A 16,848-nucleotide genomic window follows, 5' to 3' on the forward strand; every position below is an offset into this window, starting at 1 on the left:
GGTGGACGTCATGAGCAAAAATAATGGAAGAAATCGCGGCCAAAACGCTCCAAGTGTCAATCCACAAGGATATGATGCCACATTTACCCCAGATCCAAAAAGCGCATTAGAAAATGCGGCGAAAAAAACAAACAAAAAATAAAGAAGAGAGCGATCTGCTCTCTTCTTATCGTTTTAATTTTTCACGCAATACCATCGGTAAAATACCGCCATGGCGATAGTAATCAATTTCCACTTCGCTGTCAAAGCGTACAAGTACTTCAAATTCCTTTTTGTTTCCTTGTTCGTCTGTTACTGTAACTTTTACATAGTCACGCGGTTTTACATGTTCATCGATGTGTACTTCAAATACTTCTTTGCCCGTTAATCCAAGCGTTTCGGCATTTTCCCCTTCTTTAAATTGAAGTGGTAACACACCCATAAGCACAAGATTGGAACGGTGAATACGCTCAAAGCTTTCAGCGATGACCGTTTTAATGCCAAGTAAATATGTTCCTTTTGCTGCCCAGTCACGCGAACTTCCCATGCCGTAATCTTTTCCAGCAATAACAACAAGTCCTGTACCGTCTTGTTTATATTTCATGCAAGCATCGTAAATCGACATGACTTCGCCTGTTGGCCAATATGTTGTATAGCCACCTTCTGTACCAGGGGCAATTTGGTTACGAATACGAATGTTAGCAAACGTACCTCGCATCATCACTTCATGGTTACCACGACGAGAACCATACGAGTTAAAGTCTTTCGGATCAACACCTTTAGAAATTAAGTATTGTCCTGCTGGTGTATTTATACCGATCGATCCAGCTGGAGAAATATGGTCTGTCGTGACAGAATCACCAAATTTACCAACTACTCGTAATCCAGTAAGTGGTTTCACTTCCTCCACTTCTGGTGATAACCCTTCAAAGAATGGAGGGTTTTGAATATACGTTGAATTTTCGTCCCATTGATAAAGTGGCTCGTCCGTCGTTTCAATCGCATTCCAACGGGCGTTATCGTCGAATACTCGCTCGTATTCTTTGCGGAACAATTCCGGTGTCACCGCTTGTTTTACGACTTCTTTCACTTCTTCTGTAGACGGCCAAATATCATTAAAGTACACGTCATTTCCGTTTTGGTCTTTACCGATCGGCTCATTTAATAAGTCGATATCAACGGTTCCAGCAAGTGCATATGCCACAACGAGCGGTGGTGATGCTAAATAGTTACCTTTGACGAGCGGATGAATGCGTCCTTCAAAGTTTCGGTTACCCGATAATACACTCGTCACAAGCAAATCATTTTCTGCAATCGCTTTTTCAAGCTCTGGAGCAAGTGGACCAGAGTTACCGATACATGTCGTACAACCGTAACCAACGATATTAAATCCAATTTGTTCTAAATAAGGAAGAAGTCCTGAATCTTTTAAGTATCCTGTGACGACTTTTGAACCAGGTGCAAGCGATGTTTTTACGTATTTCGGAACTTTTAATCCTTTTTCCACTGCTTTTTTCGCGACTAAACCTGCCCCAATTAACACATATGGGTTCGATGTGTTCGTACAGCTTGTAATGGCAGCGATCGCAATCGCACCTGTTTTCATTTTTACTTCTTCGCCGTTTAACGTGACTGTCATTTCTTTATCCAAATCCGCTTCTGTCAAGCCAAAACCTTGGTTTCCTTGCGGAGAAACTACTGCTTGACGGAACGACTCTTTCATTTTTGAAAGCGGAATTAAATCTTGTGGACGTTTTGGTCCAGAAAGATTTGGTTCAATTTCTGATAAGTTAATTTCAACAACATCTGTAAATACAGGCTCCTGCGCATCTGGTGTATAGAACAAACCGTTAGCTTTGCAATATGCTTCAACGACTTGAACATGCTGCTCATTACGGCCTGTTAAACGCAAGTAATCAAGCGCTTCTGCATCGACTGGGAAGAAACCGCACGTTGCACCATACTCAGGCGCCATGTTTGCTACTGTGGCACGGTCTGCTAACGGCAATGTTGCCACACCTGGACCGAAAAATTCAACAAACTTGCCGACGACCCCTTTTTTCCGAAGTACTTGTGTCACTTTTAACGCAAGATCTGTTGCTGTTGTACCGTTTGGTAACTTTCCTGTTAAGCGTACACCGATGACTTCTGGTACCGGGAAGTATGAAGGTTGTCCAAGCATACCTGCTTCCGCTTCAATACCACCAACACCCCAACCGAGTACGCCAATGCCGTTAATCATTGTCGTGTGAGAGTCAGTACCTACAAGCGTATCTGGGAACGCTTCATATTCACCGTTTTCTCCTTCAACGACATGTACCACATTCGCTAAATACTCTAAGTTCACTTGATGCACAATACCTGTTGCTGGCGGAACAGCACGATAATTGCTGAACGCTTTTTGTGCCCATTTCAAAAACTTATAGCGTTCTGCATTACGCTCAAACTCTAAATTCATATTGTACTCGAGCGCATCTTCTGTTCCAGCCTTATCAACTTGGACAGAGTGATCAATGACAAGATCGACAGGAATTTCGGGGTTGATTTCATACGGATCTCCACCGATGTCCGCCATCGCTTTGCGCATCGAAGCTAAATCAACGACAGCTGGAACACCTGTAAAGTCTTGCAAAATAACGCGAGATGGTTTAAATGGAACATCTACATCTTTTAGTTCGCTCGTTCCCCATTTCGCTAAATTTTCAACGTGCTCTTTTGTAATGACACGTCCATCAACTTGACGAAGTACTGATTCAAGAAGTACTTTAATCGAATACGGAAGACGTGATACATTTCCAATTCCTGCTTCTTCAAGCGCCTGTAAGCGATAATAATGATATGTTTTCCCGTTTACTTCAAATGTGGAACGCGCTTGAAATACATCATTTTTCACCATTATGTATTACCCCCTTCTAACAAGTCATCTTCTCCCAAACCCACAAAATTCCTACGCTTTTATCTTAATACAATGCTCTACATAAGTAAATAATAATTGTTTATAAGTTTCAGATAAATGCATATTTTTTTGCTCTCTTTCCAACAATAGTTGTAGGAGGTGAAAAAAGATGGTAAAAAGAAAAGCAAATCATGTCATTCCTGACATGAATGATGCAAGCGCCCAAGGAAAAGGTGCGGGCTACAATGAAGAGCTCTCGAACGAGCCACTGACAGAAGCTCAAAAACAAAATAATAAAAAACGTAAGAAAAATCAATAATCCCGCTTGAAGCGGGATTATTCATACATATTTACTTCCTCCACAATCGCTTGCAAATCATCGCGAAATTGTTCAAGCTGTTTGCGCTGTTTTTCAGAAGCTACTTCAAGTGCATTATTAATTTGCTCAAACGCTTCGTTTACTTCTTGTTTTAAATGATGCAATTGACTTCCGTAATCTGCATCACTTTTCACAAGATGATCGTACCATTCTTTCGCCTCCATTGTTCCTTGTTGGGCAGCTTCAAACGCTTGTTGCTTATTTTTATGATAAGGCATCTCATTCACTTCCTCTCTTTTTAATATTTATCGTGCCTATTCATGAGCGAAATATGCATAAATCTCATCCACCATGCCATCATATGAAGGAAAGGAGTGTATGATATGAACAAAAATACAAGCAAAGATATGCGAAAAAATGCTCCAAAAGGAGATAACCCAGGACAACCAGAACCGCTTAGTGGATCGAAAAAAGTAAAAAATCAAAATCATACTCGTCAAAAGCATAACTCAAGTCACGATATGTAAAAGAGCTGACGCAACGTCAGCTCTTTTTCTTGATTCCGCTCTTATTTTTTTACATAATAAATGTTGAGGTGGAATGTATGCTAACAGGTTGGTTTTTATGGTTTATTTTATTTTGGGTCGTTTTTCTCCTTGTTACGATGTCAATCGGTGGCTTTTTTATGTTTCGGAAATTTTTAAAACGACTGCCGAAAGAAGACGGGAAATCCGAATTAGATTGGCAGCAATATTACATTGAACAAACACGCCATTTATGGTCTGAAAAAGAAAAAGCGTTGCTCGAAGATTTAGTTCGTCCTGTTCCTGAACTGTTTCGAGATGTAGCTCGTCAAAAAATCGCTGGTAAAATCGGAGAGTTAGCGTTACAAGAAAAAGCGGATCGGATTACAGAAGATTTAGTTGTTCGTGGCTATATTCTCGCCACACCAAAACGCGACCATAAATTTTTAATTAAAGCTCTTCGAGAAAAACAAATTGATTTTACAAAATACGAACATCTACTAATGAAAAAAAGCTAATCACCCTTCGTTGATTAGCTTTTTTTTCGTTATTTCGCGCTGAAGACGACGATATGATACATACATCGCCACTCGCCAAGGAACAATCATCGAAAAAGCGAGGATCCAAAACATTCCGGCAAGCTCTCCGTACTCAATGGTGCGGCTTAAATATGTTTTTAGAGCTAAACGTAATACAATTAAACCAACAAAAATAAAAACGAACGCTTTGGAGCGTTGTAAATAAATTTCTTTGCCTCGAACTTCAAACGAAGATGTTTTAATTAACAAAATAGAAAAAAGTGCCCCGATGAAAATGGCCTCTCCACATTCAAGCGCCGTTACCCGAAACATCGGATGCACAAACATCAATGCACCTGTGCTCATAAAAATAGGCGGTAATATAATTTTTTTAGCGTTTGTCGGTTTTTCTGCCGCTTTCATTCGAATAAAAAAAACAAGTCCAGCCATCAATACAGCAAATACCGAACTAAAAATGGCCAAAGTGAATCTCCCTCTCTTTTTTACTGCAACACACGTTGAATCGCTTCAATCACACGGCTTTCATCAAATGGTTTTGCGATAAAATCAAGCGCCCCTGCTTCAATGGCTTCAACGACCATCTTTTGTTGTCCCATAGCTGAGCACATAATAATTTTCGCATGCGGATCGCGTTGCTTAATCTCCCTTACCGCTTCAAGTCCGCTCATCACCGGCATCGTAATATCAAGCGTCACAACGTCTGGCTTTAACTCCATGTAAAAATCAACAGCTTCTTTTCCATTTTCTGCTTCCCCGACAACTTCATGATTTGCTTTTTTCAAAATATTCGCTAACGTCATGCGCATAAACTTCGCATCATCCACAATTAAAACTCTTGCCATTTTCTTTCCCTCCACACCCTTCAAAACTAAAAACCTGTAAAACCACCAAATATATTTGTCATATAAATAGTAATTTTCGTCATCCAATCAAAAAATAATACGACACCCATCCCTACCATGACATATCCGCCGATTTTCATTAACTTGACATGATGTTTTCGAATCCAACCCATTTTTCCGATAAAAAAAGACAAGAGCAAAAATGGCAAAGCAAAGCCAAGTGAGTAAGCTGTCATATAAACAACGCCTAAACTTGGATTTGTTGCTGCTAAGGCGATAACGGATACTAAAATTGGACCTGTACATGGCGTCCAACCAGCAGCAAATGCCATGCCAATAAGAAAAGAACCGATGTAACCAGATGGACGATATTGAAAGGACAAACGACGATCAGTCATTAAAAACTTCGGTTTAAAAATGCCGATAATGACAAACCCGAAAAACACCATCAATATTGCACCAATTTGACGAATGAGATCTTGGTATGTATGGAAAAATTGTCCGAGCACCGACGTACCAAAACCGATAGCAATAAAAATAAATGAAAATCCGAGCAAAAAAAATAACGTATGTAACAAACTTCTTCTTTGCAACAACGCATAATCGGATTTTAAATCGCTAACCGACATTCCTGTGATATATGATAAAAAGGCTGGATAAAGCGGCAAACAGCATGGGGAAATAAACGAAAGTACACCCGCCCCAAACGCAACAAATAGTTGAATGTCCATATGTTTGGCACTCCATTTCTTCTTCGTTTGCCTATATTTTATCAAAAAATACAAATATGAGCAACTGCTTCTTTCTGTGCTAAAAAAGACACTCATCGCGAGTGCCTTGCCTTTTATTTTAATTGGTTGTTCATTGCTTTCATCATTTGATTGATTTTCTTTTGGGATGGAGTTATACCCATTTGCATCATCATCATTCGAATCATTTGTTCATTAATCGGTGGATTTTTCTTCAAGTAGTTCATCATTGTTTTACGCGCAATAAAAAATCCGAGCGCAACGCCGGCAGCAAGCGCTACAATGCCTACTAAAATCATTTCCCACATATTTTTTCCTCCTTCATGTTGTCTACATTACACTATACTAAACAATGACGGTTTGTACAATATGTTCAGTAAAAAATCTTTATTCGATAATAAAACGGGGAGATGCGCTCCCCGTTTTATTATTTATTTAGTAATGCTTTGACACGTGCAACGACATTTTCCACTGTAAATCCATATTCTTGCATAATTTTTTCTCCCGGTGCAGAAGCCCCGAAGCGATCGATTGCTAAAATCTCTCCTTCATCTCCTGTATATCGCTCCCAACCAAGAGATGCGCCCATTTCAATTGCAAGGCGTTTCTTCACATGTTTCGGAATCACACTTTCTTTGTAATCAGCTGTTTGCGCTTCAAAACGATCCCATGAAGGCATGCTTACAACTGAAACATGGATCCCTTCATTTGCTAACACTTTCTGTGCCTCTACAGCTAAGCTAACTTCTGAACCAGATGCTAACAATAATGCTTGTACTTCTCCTTGGGCTTCAGAAACAACATATGCTCCTTTTTTCACCCCTTCATAAGCGCGCTCAGCTGTCGTTGCTAGCGTAGGAAGGTTTTGACGTGTCAACACAAGAGCAGTCGGGCGATCTGTAGATTCTACAGCCAAGCGCCATGCAGCAGCTGTCTCATTTGCATCTGCTGGACGAATGACACATACATTTGGCATTGCTCGTAAGGAGGCTAGTTGTTCAATTGGCTCATGCGTCGGACCATCTTCACCGACAGCAATGCTATCATGCGTAAATACATATGTGACAGGCAATCCCATCAGCGCAGCAAGTCGAATGGCTGGACGTAAATAGTCCGAAAAGACAAAGAACGTACCGCCGTATACTTTCACACCGCCGTGAAGTGCCATGCCATTTAGCGCAGCCCCCATCGCAAATTCACGGACACCAAACCAAATGTTGCGACCTTCATAGCTACCCGGCAAGAAGTCTCCTGCACCTTTAATTAATGTTTTGTTTGAACCGGCTAAGTCCGCAGATCCACCTAAAAATTGCGGTACAACTTTTGCGATGGCATTCAATACTTCCCCAGAAGAAGCGCGTGTTGCTAAACTTTTTCCTTCTGCATATACCGGCAATGCTTTTTCCCAATCCTCAGGAAGTTTACCATCAATCGCCATGCGTAATTGTTTTGCTAAGTCTGGATACGCTTTCTCATATTCAGCAAATAAAGCGTTCCATTCCGCTTCTTTTTTCTCTCCCGCTTCTTTCACTACTTTTTCAAAATGAGCATACACTTCATCCGGAACGTAAAAGTCTTCTTCAAACGTCCAATTATACGCTTCTTTCGTTAACTTAATTTCATCTTTTCCAAGTGGAGCACCGTGCACATCTGCTGTTCCTGCTTTGTTTGGTGAGCCATAACCAATCGTTGTTTTCACTTCAATTAATGTTGGACGTTGTAAATCTTTTTGAGCTTCAGCAATCGCTTGAGCAATTTCTTCAATGTTATTGCCGTCTTGTACACGAATGTATTGCCAACCGTACGCTTTGAACCGTTGCTCTACACTTTCTGAGAAAGAAAGATTCAATTCGCCATCAAGTGAAATATCATTCGAATCATAAAGAACGATGAGACGTCCAAGCTTTAAATGACCAGCTAACGAAGCAGCTTCTGCAGAAACTCCTTCCATTAAGTCGCCGTCACCACAAATCGCATATGTAAAGTGGTTAATCATTTCGAACCGGTCTTTGTTGTATGTAGCTGCTAAATGACGTTCCGCCATCGCCATTCCGACAGCCATCGCAATTCCTTGCCCAAGCGGTCCTGTCGTCGCTTCTACACCTGGTGTATGACCGTATTCCGGATGGCCTGGTGTTTTGCTTCCCCATTGGCGAAACTGTTTAATGTCTTCGATTGTAACGTCATAGCCACTTAAATGAAGCAGGCTATACAATAGCATCGAGCCGTGTCCTGCTGATAATACAAAACGATCGCGATTGAACCATTTTGGATTGCGCGGATTATGGTTCATAAACTTTGTCCACAATGTATACGCCATTGGTGCAGCTCCCATTGGCATTCCTGGGTGACCTGAATTTGCTTTTTCAATCGCATCAATCGACAACGTACGAATTGCTGCAATCGATAATTGTTCAATAGAGTGTGTCATCATCTTCATCCTTTCGTTTGCAAACATTCTCATCTTTTATGATATAGAAAAGTTCGTAAAATGTACAATGCTTCACAACATTTTTTTTGACAAACTGACGAAAAAAGAGAACATCTATCAGTATGTTCTCCATCATACGCATATTAATGCAGTCGTTTTTTCTTACTATCTTTTAATTTTTTTGGAGTGACATCATTTCCGTTTGGGTCAATGACTTTTACATGATGCAATGTTTCGATCATCGACGCACGAAACGCAGCAATATACTCTGTGCGAAGTTGAAGCTGTTCTTGTTTTTCTTCAGCCGTAAGACCTTCCATTTTTGCTTTTTTAGCTAACGCATTAATTCTTGCTATTTTTTCAGAAGATAACATTTAGCCTCATCCTTTTGTATTTACTTCTCGCTCGTACCATCATACAAAAATTTTTCATTGTTGACAAGTTGCTCATATTCTTTGTATCGTCGATGCACGGTCGCTTTTGATACATCATAACCAAACGAACGAAGCGTTGCAGCAATCTCAGCAAACGTTAAGCGATTTTGACGCAACCGAATAATGTCTTCAATTGGTACATCTTTTCGATCGCGTCCAGCATGTTCACCTACGTTGCGCAAATTGTTTTCTGGTCGATAGCCGTTTTGAACAGCTCGCTGCATCCCACGTTTAATTTTTAAATTATGTATTTTTCTTTGATACTCTTCTACAATGCTAATGATTTCTAACACCATTGAATCCGCTTCTGACAGCTGAAGTTCTCCTCGATGACTCACCGTATACACCCGAATGTCTTCTTTTTGCAAACAACGAAGAAGGGCGATTTTTGCATTCCCACGGCCAAGTCTTGTCTCATCTTGTACGAGGACGACATCAATGCGATGTTGCTTGATCGTATCAAGTAACTCCATAATTCCTTCTCGTTCGATGTCATAACCGCTTGCCTGCTCTTGAATAATTTTGACAACATTCATTTCATATTCCGCTGCAAGCTTTTCGAGCTCTTCTTTTTGCCTTTGTAATGATGTTTCTTGTGTCTCTTTCGTTGTACTTACACGACAATAAATAATGGCGTTCATTCGTCATCCCTTTCTTTACGGTCTATTCGCAACAAGCCGACTTTCGCTATTTGATTTTAACACAGGAATGACAATTTTCTCACCAACGATTAATCGTTCGTCTGAACGGTTGTTTACGGACATCACCCATTGAATGAATTGTTCATGCGACAATTGATGTTCATGTTTGTATTTGTCCGCAAGCTCCCATAACGTATCACCAGCTGACACAGTAATCTCAACATATTTTTGTTTATCAACCGATTGTGTGACGTGCAAAAACGCCCAAACAAACAATACACTAAATAAAAACATCACGACATAATGTATTTTCCCCATACCTTCTACCCCCTAAAACAGAACATTTGTTTGTTTTTATAATAACAGGAACTTTTGTTCGTGTCAACTATGTTTTCGAACTTATGTTTGTATTCAAAACGAAAATTATGTTATAATATGGGCAAAGATGAGAAGGAAGAGGTGTATAAGAATGGCGAAATTATCAAAACGACAACAACAAATATTAGATTTCATTAAACAAGAAGTACGCACAAAAGGGTATCCACCATCAGTGAGGGAAATTGGAGAAGCAGTCGGTTTAGCATCAAGTTCAACCGTTCACGGTCATCTAGCTCGTTTAGAAAGCAAAGGCTTCATTCGACGCGATCCAACAAAACCACGCGCCATTGAAATTTTGGACGAGTACGAATCCATCCCAAAAACAAATGTCATCAACGTTCCAATCGTCGGAAAAGTTACAGCTGGACAACCGATTACCGCAATCGAAAACATTGAAGAATATTTCCCTCTTCCAGAACGATTCGTCTCACCAGATGATCAAGTATTTATGTTACAAATTGTCGGAGAAAGTATGATTGAAGCTGGTATTTTAGACGGAGACTATGTGATCGTCCGTCAACAACAAACGGCTAATAACGGAGATATCGTTGTAGCGATGACAGAAGAAAACGAAGCAACTGTCAAACGCTTCTTTAAAGAGAAAGACCACATTCGCTTGCAACCTGAAAATTCATCTATGGAACCAATCATTGTTTCAAATGCGATGATTTTAGGAAAAGTGATTGGTGTATATCGTTCAATTCATTAAAAAAGCTAACGGAAAAAACCGTTAGCTTTTTTAGTAAAGGCTCATATATTGTTCGCGTTCCCATGGATGTACCGCTGTGCGGAACATATCCCATTCAATTTCTTTCGCTTCAACAAAATGTTCAAATAAATGTTTGCCGAGCGCGTTGACGATTACTTCATCTGATTTTAAGTTTTGTAGCGCTTCTGCCAATGTTGCTGGCAAATCAACAATCCCTTCTTCTAAACGCTCTTCTTTTGTCATCACATAAATATTTCGGTCAACCGGCGCTGGCGGTGTCAATTTATTTTTAATGCCGTCTAATCCCGCAGCCAACAATACAGCCATCGCTAAGTATGGATTTGCTGCTGGGTCTACACTACGCACTTCAATACGTGTGCTCATACCGCGTGATGCCGGGATACGAATCAATGGACTACGGTTGCGTGCTGACCATGCAACGTAACAAGGTGCTTCATAGCCCGGAACGAGACGCTTATATGAGTTTACTGTTGGGTTTGTTACTGCTGTAAAGTTTGGAGCATGCTTTAACACACCCGCAATAAACTGCAATGCTGTTTCGCTGAGTTGCAATTGACCATTCGGATCAAAAAAGGCATTTTCACCATTTTTAAAGAGCGATAAGTTGCAGTGCATGCCCGAGCCATTTACACCAAAGAGAGGTTTTGGCATAAATGTCGCATGTAAACCGTGTTTACGTGCTACTGTTTTCACAACAAGTTTAAAGGTTTGAATGTCATCACACGCTTTTACCGCATTGGCATACTTGAAGTCAATTTCATGTTGTCCCGGCGCGACTTCATGGTGAGATGCTTCAATTTCAAATCCCATCTCTTCTAGCTCTAATACGATATCACGACGGCAGTTTTCGCCTAAATCTGTCGGTGCTAAATCGAAGTAACCGCCATTATCGTTTAACTCTAACGTCGGCTCTCCTTTTTCATCTAACTTGAATAAGAAAAACTCTGGCTCTGGACCTAGGTTAAACTCTGTAAATCCGAGCTCTTCCATTTGTTTCAATACACGTTTTAAGTTATAACGAGGACATCCTTCAAACGGTGTACCATCTGGATTGTAAATGTCACAAATAAAACGAGCGACTTTTCCTTTTTCAGCTGTCCACGGGAAAATAACAAATGTATCTAAATCAGGGTATAAATACATATCTGATTCTTCAATACGGACAAATCCTTCGATCGATGATCCGTCAAACATCATTTTATTGTCGAGCGCTTTTTGTAGTTGGCTTACAGGGATTTCGACGTTTTTAATCGTGCCAAGAATGTCTGTAAACTGTAAACGAATATACTTTACATTTTCTTCCTTAAAAATACGAAAAATATCTTCTTTTGTGTACTTAGCCATTACATATTCCTCCCCCAAAATAAAAAAGATCGTTTGTGTAAAATCATAAATTTTTAATGGAAAAAGCGAGCGATATCTCCTTGACGAAGTGAGGCACGATTAAAACGACCCGCTTCCATTAATTCGGCACGTAACAGTTTGCGTAATTCCGCTTCGGATAAATCTTGTTTCACTACTTTTGGCGCGACAGGCGGTACGGTGTTCGCATGCTGTTGCTGACGTGAGGCAAAAATTTGTTTAATGCCTGCTAAGTTAACACCTTGTTCAATTAAATCTTTAATTTCGAGCAACCGATCCACGTCATTAAACGAAAATAACCGACGATTGCCTTCTGTTCGCGCAGGTGAAACAAGACCGTGTTCCTCATAATAGCGAATTTGTCGCGCTGATAAATCCGTTAACTGCATAACGATACCGATAGGAAATAACGGCATGGAGCGACGAATGTGACTATTCATGTCGACCCCTCCTTACGTAATACGTATTTTTATTTTATTCTATGTTATTTTATATGTCAATAACATGTTACATTTTATCACATGTTTTTTCTGAAAATATTTTATAATTGAATTAATTGTTTCTCAAGCAACCGATCAATAGCGATACAAATAGCAATTTTAACGTGCGAATACGTCAGTCCCCCTTGTACGTATGCAACATATGGCGGGCGAATGGGTCCATCAGCCGATAGCTCAATACTTGCCCCTTGAATAAATGTGCCTGCCGCCATAATGACGTCATCTTCATATCCTGGCATATAGTTCGGGTATGGGGTAAAGTGCGCATTGACCGGTGAGGCAAATTGAATCGCTTGACAAAACGCAATCATTTGCTCTGCATCGTCAAATTGTACCGATTGAATTAAATCTGTACGTGTAGCATTCCATGTCGGGTACGTATTCATGCCGATGCGTTCGAGCATCGCCGCCGTAAAGACCGCCCCTTTCAACGCTTGTCCGACGACATGTGGCGCTAAGAAAAAACCTTGATACATTTCTTGCAAACTGTATAACGAGGCCCCCGCTTCTGCCCCGATTCCTGGTGATGTCATACGGTATGCACACATTTCAATATATTCGCGTTTACCAACGAGATATCCTCCTGTTTTCGCTAATCCACCCCCAGGATTTTTAATGAGCGAACCAGCGATTAAATCAGCGCCAACATGGCAAGGCTCTTGCTCTTCGACAAACTCCCCGTAACAGTTATCGACAAAAACGACAACGTCTCGTTTGATTGCTTTTACAAAATCAATCATTTCTTTGATTTCAGCAATTGTAAACGACGGGCGCGGGTCATATCCTTTAGAGCGTTGAATGCCGATCATTTTCGTTCGTTCATTGATTGCTTGTTTGACCGCTGCAAAATCGACTTTTCCTTCGTTTGTAAGCGGTACGCTGTTGTAGCCGATATGAAACTCTTTTAACGAACCAATTCCTTTACCGCGAATACCAACGATTTCTTCTAGCGTATCGTACGGTTTGCCTGTAATGTACAAAAGTTCATCGCCTGGACGTAAAATGCCGAATAAAGCAATTGTAATGGCGTGCGTACCAGAAATAATTTGTGGACGAACGAGCGCCGCTTCCCCACCGAATACGTCTGCATACACTTTTTCAAGCGTATCGCGTCCTAAGTCATCATAGCCATATCCTGTCGATGGAATAAAATGTGCGTCACTTACTTGATGACGGCGAAAGCTTTGTAATACGCGATATTGATTGTAGTCAATGCGCTCGTCAATCGCCCGATGAATCGGCGCAATTTGTGCTTCAATTTCTTTAACGAGTGCAGAAATCATTTCTCCATGTGTTAAATGTTGAAACATAAAAAAACCCTTTCTATTTTTGATATGTTCTTAGTTGTAACAAAAGTGGATGTTCTCGCAATAAGTAGCCGCTGCATTCATACATGGCGCTTTGTTCGTTGCAGTGCATGTGTCGCACAATCGTTTCTGCTTTTAGCTGTGCAAGCAATTTTCCTTCAAACGCTGGAATCGTCACGTCGTAACGCTCCATTGCTTCAGTTATTTTTTCTTCGATAAATTGGCGCAAGTTTTGAACGTCTTGTTCATGGAACGCACTCACTAACATATAATCGGTTTTCGGGCTTGGGACAAAACTTGGAAGGACAATGTCTCGTTTGTTATAAACCGTCGCAATTGGAATCGTCGTCGCCTCCAATTCTTCAAGCAAGCGATAAACTGTTTGTTCATGTTGAATATAATCCGGATTCGATGAATCGACAATATGTAAAATAAAATCGGCTTCTTTCACTTCTTCTAGCGTCGAACGAAACGCCGCGACGAGCGTTGTCGGCAAGTCTTGAATAAAGCCGACCGTGTCTGTCAACAGCACGGTATAACCGCTTGGCAGCACAAGTTTTCTTGTGAGCGGATCTAGTGTAGCAAACAGTAAATTTTCTTCAAAAGCATCCGCGTTCGTTAGGCGGTTAAAAAGCGTTGATTTGCCAGCGTTCGTATAGCCGACGAGCGCGATTTGAAACACCGCGTTTTTCTTCCGCCGCTCGCGATAGCGTTCGCGATGTTCAACAATGACTTTTAGTTGGGCCTTAATCTCATCGATACGGCGGCGAATATGACGGCGGTCTGTTTCAAGCTTCGTTTCCCCCGGCCCTCTCGTTCCAATTCCACCGCCTAATCGGGAAAGTTGTGCGCCTTGTCCACTTAAGCGCGGCAAAATGTATTGCAGTTGGGCAAGCTCGACTTGCAATTTTCCTTCTTTGGAGCGCGCGCGGCTTGCGAAAATGTCTAAAATAAGCTGCGTTCGGTCAATGACGCGTACGTTTAACAACTTTGTTAAGTTACGGTTTTGGCTTGGCGAAAGTTCGTCATTAAAAATGACGACATCTGGCTCAAATTGTTCGACAAGACGCACTAGCTCGTCGACTTTTCCTTTTCCGATATATGTAGCCGGGTGAATCGTGTCCCGTTTTTGCGTAAGGGTAATGACTACCTCGCCATTTGCTGTATGAACGAGTGAAGCAAGCTCTTCTAGCGAATACGAAAATCGTTCATCATCCACATGTGGCAATTGGCATCCAACAATAATGACTCGTTCCTTTTCCATATTTCCCCTCTTTCCTATTGAACATCTGTTCTCATCATAACAAATCTAATTTAAAAGCGCTATGTCTGAAAAATGATCATTGATTTTTTTATATTTTATACATAAAATTTTAACGTAATGTTACATAACAGAAAGGATTGCGATGATGACTTGGGAAGTATTAAGTATGATCGGTACGATTGCTTTTGCGATTAGCGGAGCGATTGTCGCTATGGAAGAGGAGTACGATATTTTGGGTGTATACATTCTCGGAATTGTAACTGCATTCGGCGGCGGTGCTGTGCGCAACGTATTAATTGGTGTACCGGTATCTGTTCTTTGGCAACAACAAACTCTTTTTTTCATCGCGTTTATCGCGATGACTATTGTCTATTTGTTTCCACACAAAATGCTACCACATTGGCAACGTTGGGGAAACTTTTTTGATGCTCTCGGGTTGTCAGCTTTCGCCATTCAAGGAGCATTATATGCTGTTCAAATGAATCGCCCGTTAAGTGCAGTCATTGTTGCTGCTGTATTGACTGGAAGTGGAGGCGGAATGATTCGCGATGTATTAGCAGGAAGAAAACCTCTCGTATTGCGTGATGAAATTTATGCTGTTTGGGCGATTTTAGCGGGCGTTGCGGTCGGAACCGGCATCGCACATTCTCCAATTAGCTTGTATGTATTGTTTATTGTCGTTGCAGCATTGCGCATTTTATCGTATACGTACAACTGGAAATTGCCGAATAAATCGTTAAAAACAAACAACTAAAGCAGGAGACCTCAAAGGAGGCTCCTGCTTTTTTATCCTTCCCATCTCTCCACAATGGTCGCGGTTGCCATGCCGTGCCCGATGCAAATGGTTAACAAGCCGTAGCGCCCCTTTCGTCGTTCGAGTTCGTGAACGAGCGATGTCATGAGTTTGACGCCCGTTGCGCCGAGCGGGTGACCTAAGGCGATGGCGCCACCGTTGACGTTTACTTTCGAAAGCGGGGCACCGATTTCTTTTTGCCAAGCGAGGACGACAGGCGCGAACGCTTCGTTAATTTCGACAAGGTCGATATCGTCAATCGTGAGGTTCGCTTTTTGCAATACTTTTTTTGTCGCCGGAATGACACCGTCAAGCATGTACGTCGGGTCGGAGCCAACGACTGTTTGGGCAACGATTTTTGCTTTTGGCTTCAAACCGAGGCGAAGCGCTGTTTCGCGCTCCATCAATAGCACAGCGGCTGCGCCGTCGCTCATTTGGCTCGCATTGCCGGCAGTAATTTTCCCGTTTTGTTTAAAAACGGGCTTCAACGCCGCTAGCGCTTCAAGCGATGTATCTTGGCGCGGTCCTTCATCGGCTGTCACGATGATGTCATTGCCGTCTTTATCAAGTCCGTTGATGGGCACCATTTCTTCCATGAAACGACCTTCCGCTTGCGCTCGAAGTGCCCGTTGATGGCTTTCGTACGCATATTCATCTAATTGTTCTCTCGTCAATCCGTATTTTTCAGCAATCAATTCCGCAGAAATGCCTTGGTGAACAAATTCGTATTTTTCATGGAGCGATGCTGGAATCGTTCGCTCGTTTCCGTCGCTTAAAATTGGCACTTTTGTCATGCTTTCGACGCCAGCAGCGATCGTCATCTCCATATCGCCTGATTTAATTTCTTGAGCGGCAAAATGGATCGCTTGCTGTCCGGAGCCGCACATACGGTTGATTTGCACCGCCGGCACTTCCACTGGAAAGCCTGCCTCCAATGCTGCTAACCTCCCGATATTGTAGCCTTGTTCGCCAATCGGCGTTACACATCCCATCACAATATCTTCGATCAGCTGTTTTTCAATTCCCGCTCGTCTGACGACTTCATCGAGCACTACAGCTGCTAAATGAACAGGATGTTTGTCACGAAACACCCCGTTTCGTTTGCCGACAGGGGTGCGTACCGCTTCGACAATCACGACTTCTCGCATGTCTTTCCCTTC

General features: G+C 41.6%; 21 protein-coding genes. 6 read left to right on the plus strand and 15 right to left on the minus strand.

Features of this window, described 5'->3' with window-relative positions:
- Window positions 1-10: 10 nt before the first annotated feature.
- The gene (locus tag K1I43_RS07420) at window positions 11-142 is read left to right on the plus strand and encodes a Small acid-soluble spore protein (RefSeq protein WP_009361161.1); all 132 of its coding nucleotides are present in this window, start codon (window positions 11-13) and stop codon (window positions 140-142) included.
- A 24-nt stretch (window positions 143-166) separates the two neighbouring features.
- On the opposite strand, the gene acnA is transcribed toward K1I43_RS07420, so the two are convergent.
- Complete coding sequence (acnA, locus tag K1I43_RS07425; protein WP_019418300.1) at window positions 167-2,875, minus strand: aconitate hydratase AcnA; 2,709 nt, start codon at window positions 2,873-2,875, stop codon at window positions 167-169.
- Between the two features lie 169 nt (window positions 2,876-3,044).
- Here acnA and sspO point away from each other — a divergent pair, with 169 nt between their 5' ends.
- Window positions 3,045-3,194 (plus strand): small acid-soluble spore protein O, encoded by a 150-nt coding sequence (gene sspO, locus K1I43_RS07430; protein WP_019418299.1) that lies wholly within the window; start codon window positions 3,045-3,047, stop codon window positions 3,192-3,194.
- A 17-nt stretch (window positions 3,195-3,211) separates the two neighbouring features.
- On the opposite strand, the gene K1I43_RS07435 is transcribed toward sspO, so the two are convergent.
- The gene (locus K1I43_RS07435) at window positions 3,212-3,472 is read right to left on the minus strand and encodes a hypothetical protein (RefSeq protein ID WP_009361159.1); all 261 of its coding nucleotides are present in this window, start codon (window positions 3,470-3,472) and stop codon (window positions 3,212-3,214) included.
- A 105-nt stretch (window positions 3,473-3,577) separates the two neighbouring features.
- On the opposite strand from K1I43_RS07435, the gene K1I43_RS07440 reads away from it, so the two are divergent.
- Together K1I43_RS07440 and K1I43_RS07445 are read left to right on the plus strand one after the other, a co-directional pair.
- Window positions 3,578-3,721 (plus strand): small acid-soluble spore protein P, encoded by a 144-nt coding sequence (locus tag K1I43_RS07440; protein WP_006318326.1) that lies wholly within the window; start codon window positions 3,578-3,580, stop codon window positions 3,719-3,721.
- 77 nt (window positions 3,722-3,798) lie between these two features.
- Window positions 3,799-4,236, plus strand: a complete 438-nt coding sequence (locus K1I43_RS07445) for a DUF2621 domain-containing protein (RefSeq protein WP_009361158.1) — start codon at window positions 3,799-3,801, stop codon at window positions 4,234-4,236.
- Here K1I43_RS07445 and K1I43_RS07450 read toward each other — a convergent pair whose 3' ends face one another.
- The 8 genes from K1I43_RS07450 to yneA form a co-directional block, all read right to left on the minus strand.
- Window positions 4,237-4,719, minus strand: coding sequence for a CcdC family protein (locus K1I43_RS07450; RefSeq protein WP_019418297.1), 483 nt, complete (start codon window positions 4,717-4,719; stop codon window positions 4,237-4,239).
- 20 nt (window positions 4,720-4,739) lie between these two features.
- Window positions 4,740-5,099, minus strand: a complete 360-nt coding sequence (locus tag K1I43_RS07455) for a response regulator (RefSeq protein WP_026011793.1) — start codon at window positions 5,097-5,099, stop codon at window positions 4,740-4,742.
- A gap of 26 nt (window positions 5,100-5,125) precedes the next feature.
- A complete protein-coding gene (locus K1I43_RS07460; protein WP_009361155.1) occupies window positions 5,126-5,830 on the minus strand; it encodes a cytochrome c biogenesis CcdA family protein in 705 nt (234 codons plus the stop codon).
- A gap of 113 nt (window positions 5,831-5,943) precedes the next feature.
- Window positions 5,944-6,156, minus strand: a complete 213-nt coding sequence (locus K1I43_RS07465) for a YneF family protein (protein WP_019418294.1) — start codon at window positions 6,154-6,156, stop codon at window positions 5,944-5,946.
- A 119-nt stretch (window positions 6,157-6,275) separates the two neighbouring features.
- Window positions 6,276-8,279, minus strand: coding sequence for a transketolase (gene tkt, locus K1I43_RS07470; RefSeq protein WP_026011792.1), 2,004 nt, complete (start codon window positions 8,277-8,279; stop codon window positions 6,276-6,278).
- Window positions 8,280-8,422: 143 nt separating this feature from the next.
- Window positions 8,423-8,653: a DUF896 domain-containing protein gene (locus K1I43_RS07475; RefSeq protein WP_009362648.1), complete on the minus strand. Its 231-nt coding sequence runs from the start codon at window positions 8,651-8,653 to the stop codon at window positions 8,423-8,425.
- 20 nt (window positions 8,654-8,673) lie between these two features.
- The gene (locus K1I43_RS07480) at window positions 8,674-9,354 is read right to left on the minus strand and encodes a YneB family resolvase-like protein (RefSeq protein WP_009362649.1); all 681 of its coding nucleotides are present in this window, start codon (window positions 9,352-9,354) and stop codon (window positions 8,674-8,676) included.
- Between the two features lie 15 nt (window positions 9,355-9,369).
- On the minus strand, window positions 9,370-9,672 hold the full coding sequence (gene yneA / locus K1I43_RS07485) for a cell division suppressor protein YneA (RefSeq protein ID WP_019418292.1): 303 nt from the start codon (window positions 9,670-9,672) through the stop codon (window positions 9,370-9,372).
- Window positions 9,673-9,823: 151 nt separating this feature from the next.
- Between yneA and lexA the strand changes: the two genes are divergently transcribed.
- Entirely contained in the window at window positions 9,824-10,441 is a 618-nt protein-coding gene (gene lexA / locus K1I43_RS07490) for a transcriptional repressor LexA (RefSeq protein ID WP_026011791.1), read from the plus strand.
- Between the two features lie 30 nt (window positions 10,442-10,471).
- On the opposite strand, the gene glnA is transcribed toward lexA, so the two are convergent.
- From glnA to hflX, 4 genes are all read right to left on the minus strand, one after another.
- The gene (glnA, locus tag K1I43_RS07495; protein ID WP_019418290.1) at window positions 10,472-11,806 is read right to left on the minus strand and encodes a type I glutamate--ammonia ligase; all 1,335 of its coding nucleotides are present in this window, start codon (window positions 11,804-11,806) and stop codon (window positions 10,472-10,474) included.
- Between the two features lie 53 nt (window positions 11,807-11,859).
- Entirely contained in the window at window positions 11,860-12,264 is a 405-nt protein-coding gene (locus tag K1I43_RS07500) for a MerR family transcriptional regulator (protein ID WP_009362653.1), read from the minus strand.
- Between the two features lie 101 nt (window positions 12,265-12,365).
- Window positions 12,366-13,634, minus strand: a complete 1,269-nt coding sequence (locus tag K1I43_RS07505; protein ID WP_019418289.1) for a methionine gamma-lyase family protein — start codon at window positions 13,632-13,634, stop codon at window positions 12,366-12,368.
- A 13-nt stretch (window positions 13,635-13,647) separates the two neighbouring features.
- Window positions 13,648-14,895 carry a GTPase HflX gene (hflX, locus tag K1I43_RS07510; RefSeq protein WP_019418288.1) on the minus strand — a complete coding sequence of 416 codons (1,248 nt, stop codon included), beginning with the start codon at window positions 14,893-14,895 and terminating at the stop codon, window positions 13,648-13,650.
- Window positions 14,896-15,040: 145 nt separating this feature from the next.
- Here hflX and K1I43_RS07515 point away from each other — a divergent pair, with 145 nt between their 5' ends.
- Window positions 15,041-15,649 (plus strand): trimeric intracellular cation channel family protein, encoded by a 609-nt coding sequence (locus K1I43_RS07515; protein ID WP_020424590.1) that lies wholly within the window; start codon window positions 15,041-15,043, stop codon window positions 15,647-15,649.
- 32 nt (window positions 15,650-15,681) lie between these two features.
- On the opposite strand, the gene K1I43_RS07520 is transcribed toward K1I43_RS07515, so the two are convergent.
- Entirely contained in the window at window positions 15,682-16,836 is a 1,155-nt protein-coding gene (locus K1I43_RS07520) for a thiolase family protein (RefSeq protein ID WP_220382632.1), read from the minus strand.
- Between the last annotated feature and the right edge of the window lie 12 nt (window positions 16,837-16,848).

Origin of the sequence: Anoxybacillus sp. ST70, from assembly GCF_019553625.1 — a bacterium.
Lineage (GTDB): Bacteria > Bacillota > Bacilli > Bacillales > Anoxybacillaceae > Anoxybacillus > Anoxybacillus gonensis.

Bases quoted from the DNA above. Each gene is read 5' to 3' on its own strand.
- K1I43_RS07515 (WP_020424590.1), top strand. From the start codon at position 15,041: ATGACTTGGGAAGTATTAAGTATGATCGGTACGATTGCTTTTGCGATT.
- K1I43_RS07420 (WP_009361161.1), top strand. From the start codon at position 11: ATGAGCAAAAATAATGGAAGAAATCGCGGCCAAAACGCTCCAAGTGTC.
- lexA (WP_026011791.1), top strand. From the start codon at position 9,824: ATGGCGAAATTATCAAAACGACAACAACAAATATTAGATTTCATTAAA.
- K1I43_RS07480 (WP_009362649.1), bottom strand. From the start codon at position 9,354: ATGAACGCCATTATTTATTGTCGTGTAAGTACAACGAAAGAGACACAA.
- K1I43_RS07455 (WP_026011793.1), bottom strand. From the start codon at position 5,099: ATGGCAAGAGTTTTAATTGTGGATGATGCGAAGTTTATGCGCATGACG.
- K1I43_RS07460 (WP_009361155.1), bottom strand. From the start codon at position 5,830: ATGGACATTCAACTATTTGTTGCGTTTGGGGCGGGTGTACTTTCGTTT.
- K1I43_RS07520 (WP_220382632.1), bottom strand. From the start codon at position 16,836: ATGCGAGAAGTCGTGATTGTCGAAGCGGTACGCACCCCTGTCGGCAAA.
- sspO (WP_019418299.1), top strand. From the start codon at position 3,045: ATGGTAAAAAGAAAAGCAAATCATGTCATTCCTGACATGAATGATGCA.
- K1I43_RS07445 (WP_009361158.1), top strand. From the start codon at position 3,799: ATGCTAACAGGTTGGTTTTTATGGTTTATTTTATTTTGGGTCGTTTTT.
- glnA (WP_019418290.1), bottom strand. From the start codon at position 11,806: ATGGCTAAGTACACAAAAGAAGATATTTTTCGTATTTTTAAGGAAGAA.
- K1I43_RS07435 (WP_009361159.1), bottom strand. From the start codon at position 3,472: ATGCCTTATCATAAAAATAAGCAACAAGCGTTTGAAGCTGCCCAACAA.
- K1I43_RS07505 (WP_019418289.1), bottom strand. From the start codon at position 13,634: ATGTTTCAACATTTAACACATGGAGAAATGATTTCTGCACTCGTTAAA.
- hflX (WP_019418288.1), bottom strand. From the start codon at position 14,895: ATGGAAAAGGAACGAGTCATTATTGTTGGATGCCAATTGCCACATGTG.
- acnA (WP_019418300.1), bottom strand. From the start codon at position 2,875: ATGGTGAAAAATGATGTATTTCAAGCGCGTTCCACATTTGAAGTAAAC.
- K1I43_RS07440 (WP_006318326.1), top strand. From the start codon at position 3,578: ATGAACAAAAATACAAGCAAAGATATGCGAAAAAATGCTCCAAAAGGA.
- K1I43_RS07465 (WP_019418294.1), bottom strand. From the start codon at position 6,156: ATGTGGGAAATGATTTTAGTAGGCATTGTAGCGCTTGCTGCCGGCGTT.
- tkt (WP_026011792.1), bottom strand. From the start codon at position 8,279: ATGACACACTCTATTGAACAATTATCGATTGCAGCAATTCGTACGTTG.
- K1I43_RS07500 (WP_009362653.1), bottom strand. From the start codon at position 12,264: ATGAATAGTCACATTCGTCGCTCCATGCCGTTATTTCCTATCGGTATC.
- yneA (WP_019418292.1), bottom strand. From the start codon at position 9,672: ATGGGGAAAATACATTATGTCGTGATGTTTTTATTTAGTGTATTGTTT.
- K1I43_RS07475 (WP_009362648.1), bottom strand. From the start codon at position 8,653: ATGTTATCTTCTGAAAAAATAGCAAGAATTAATGCGTTAGCTAAAAAA.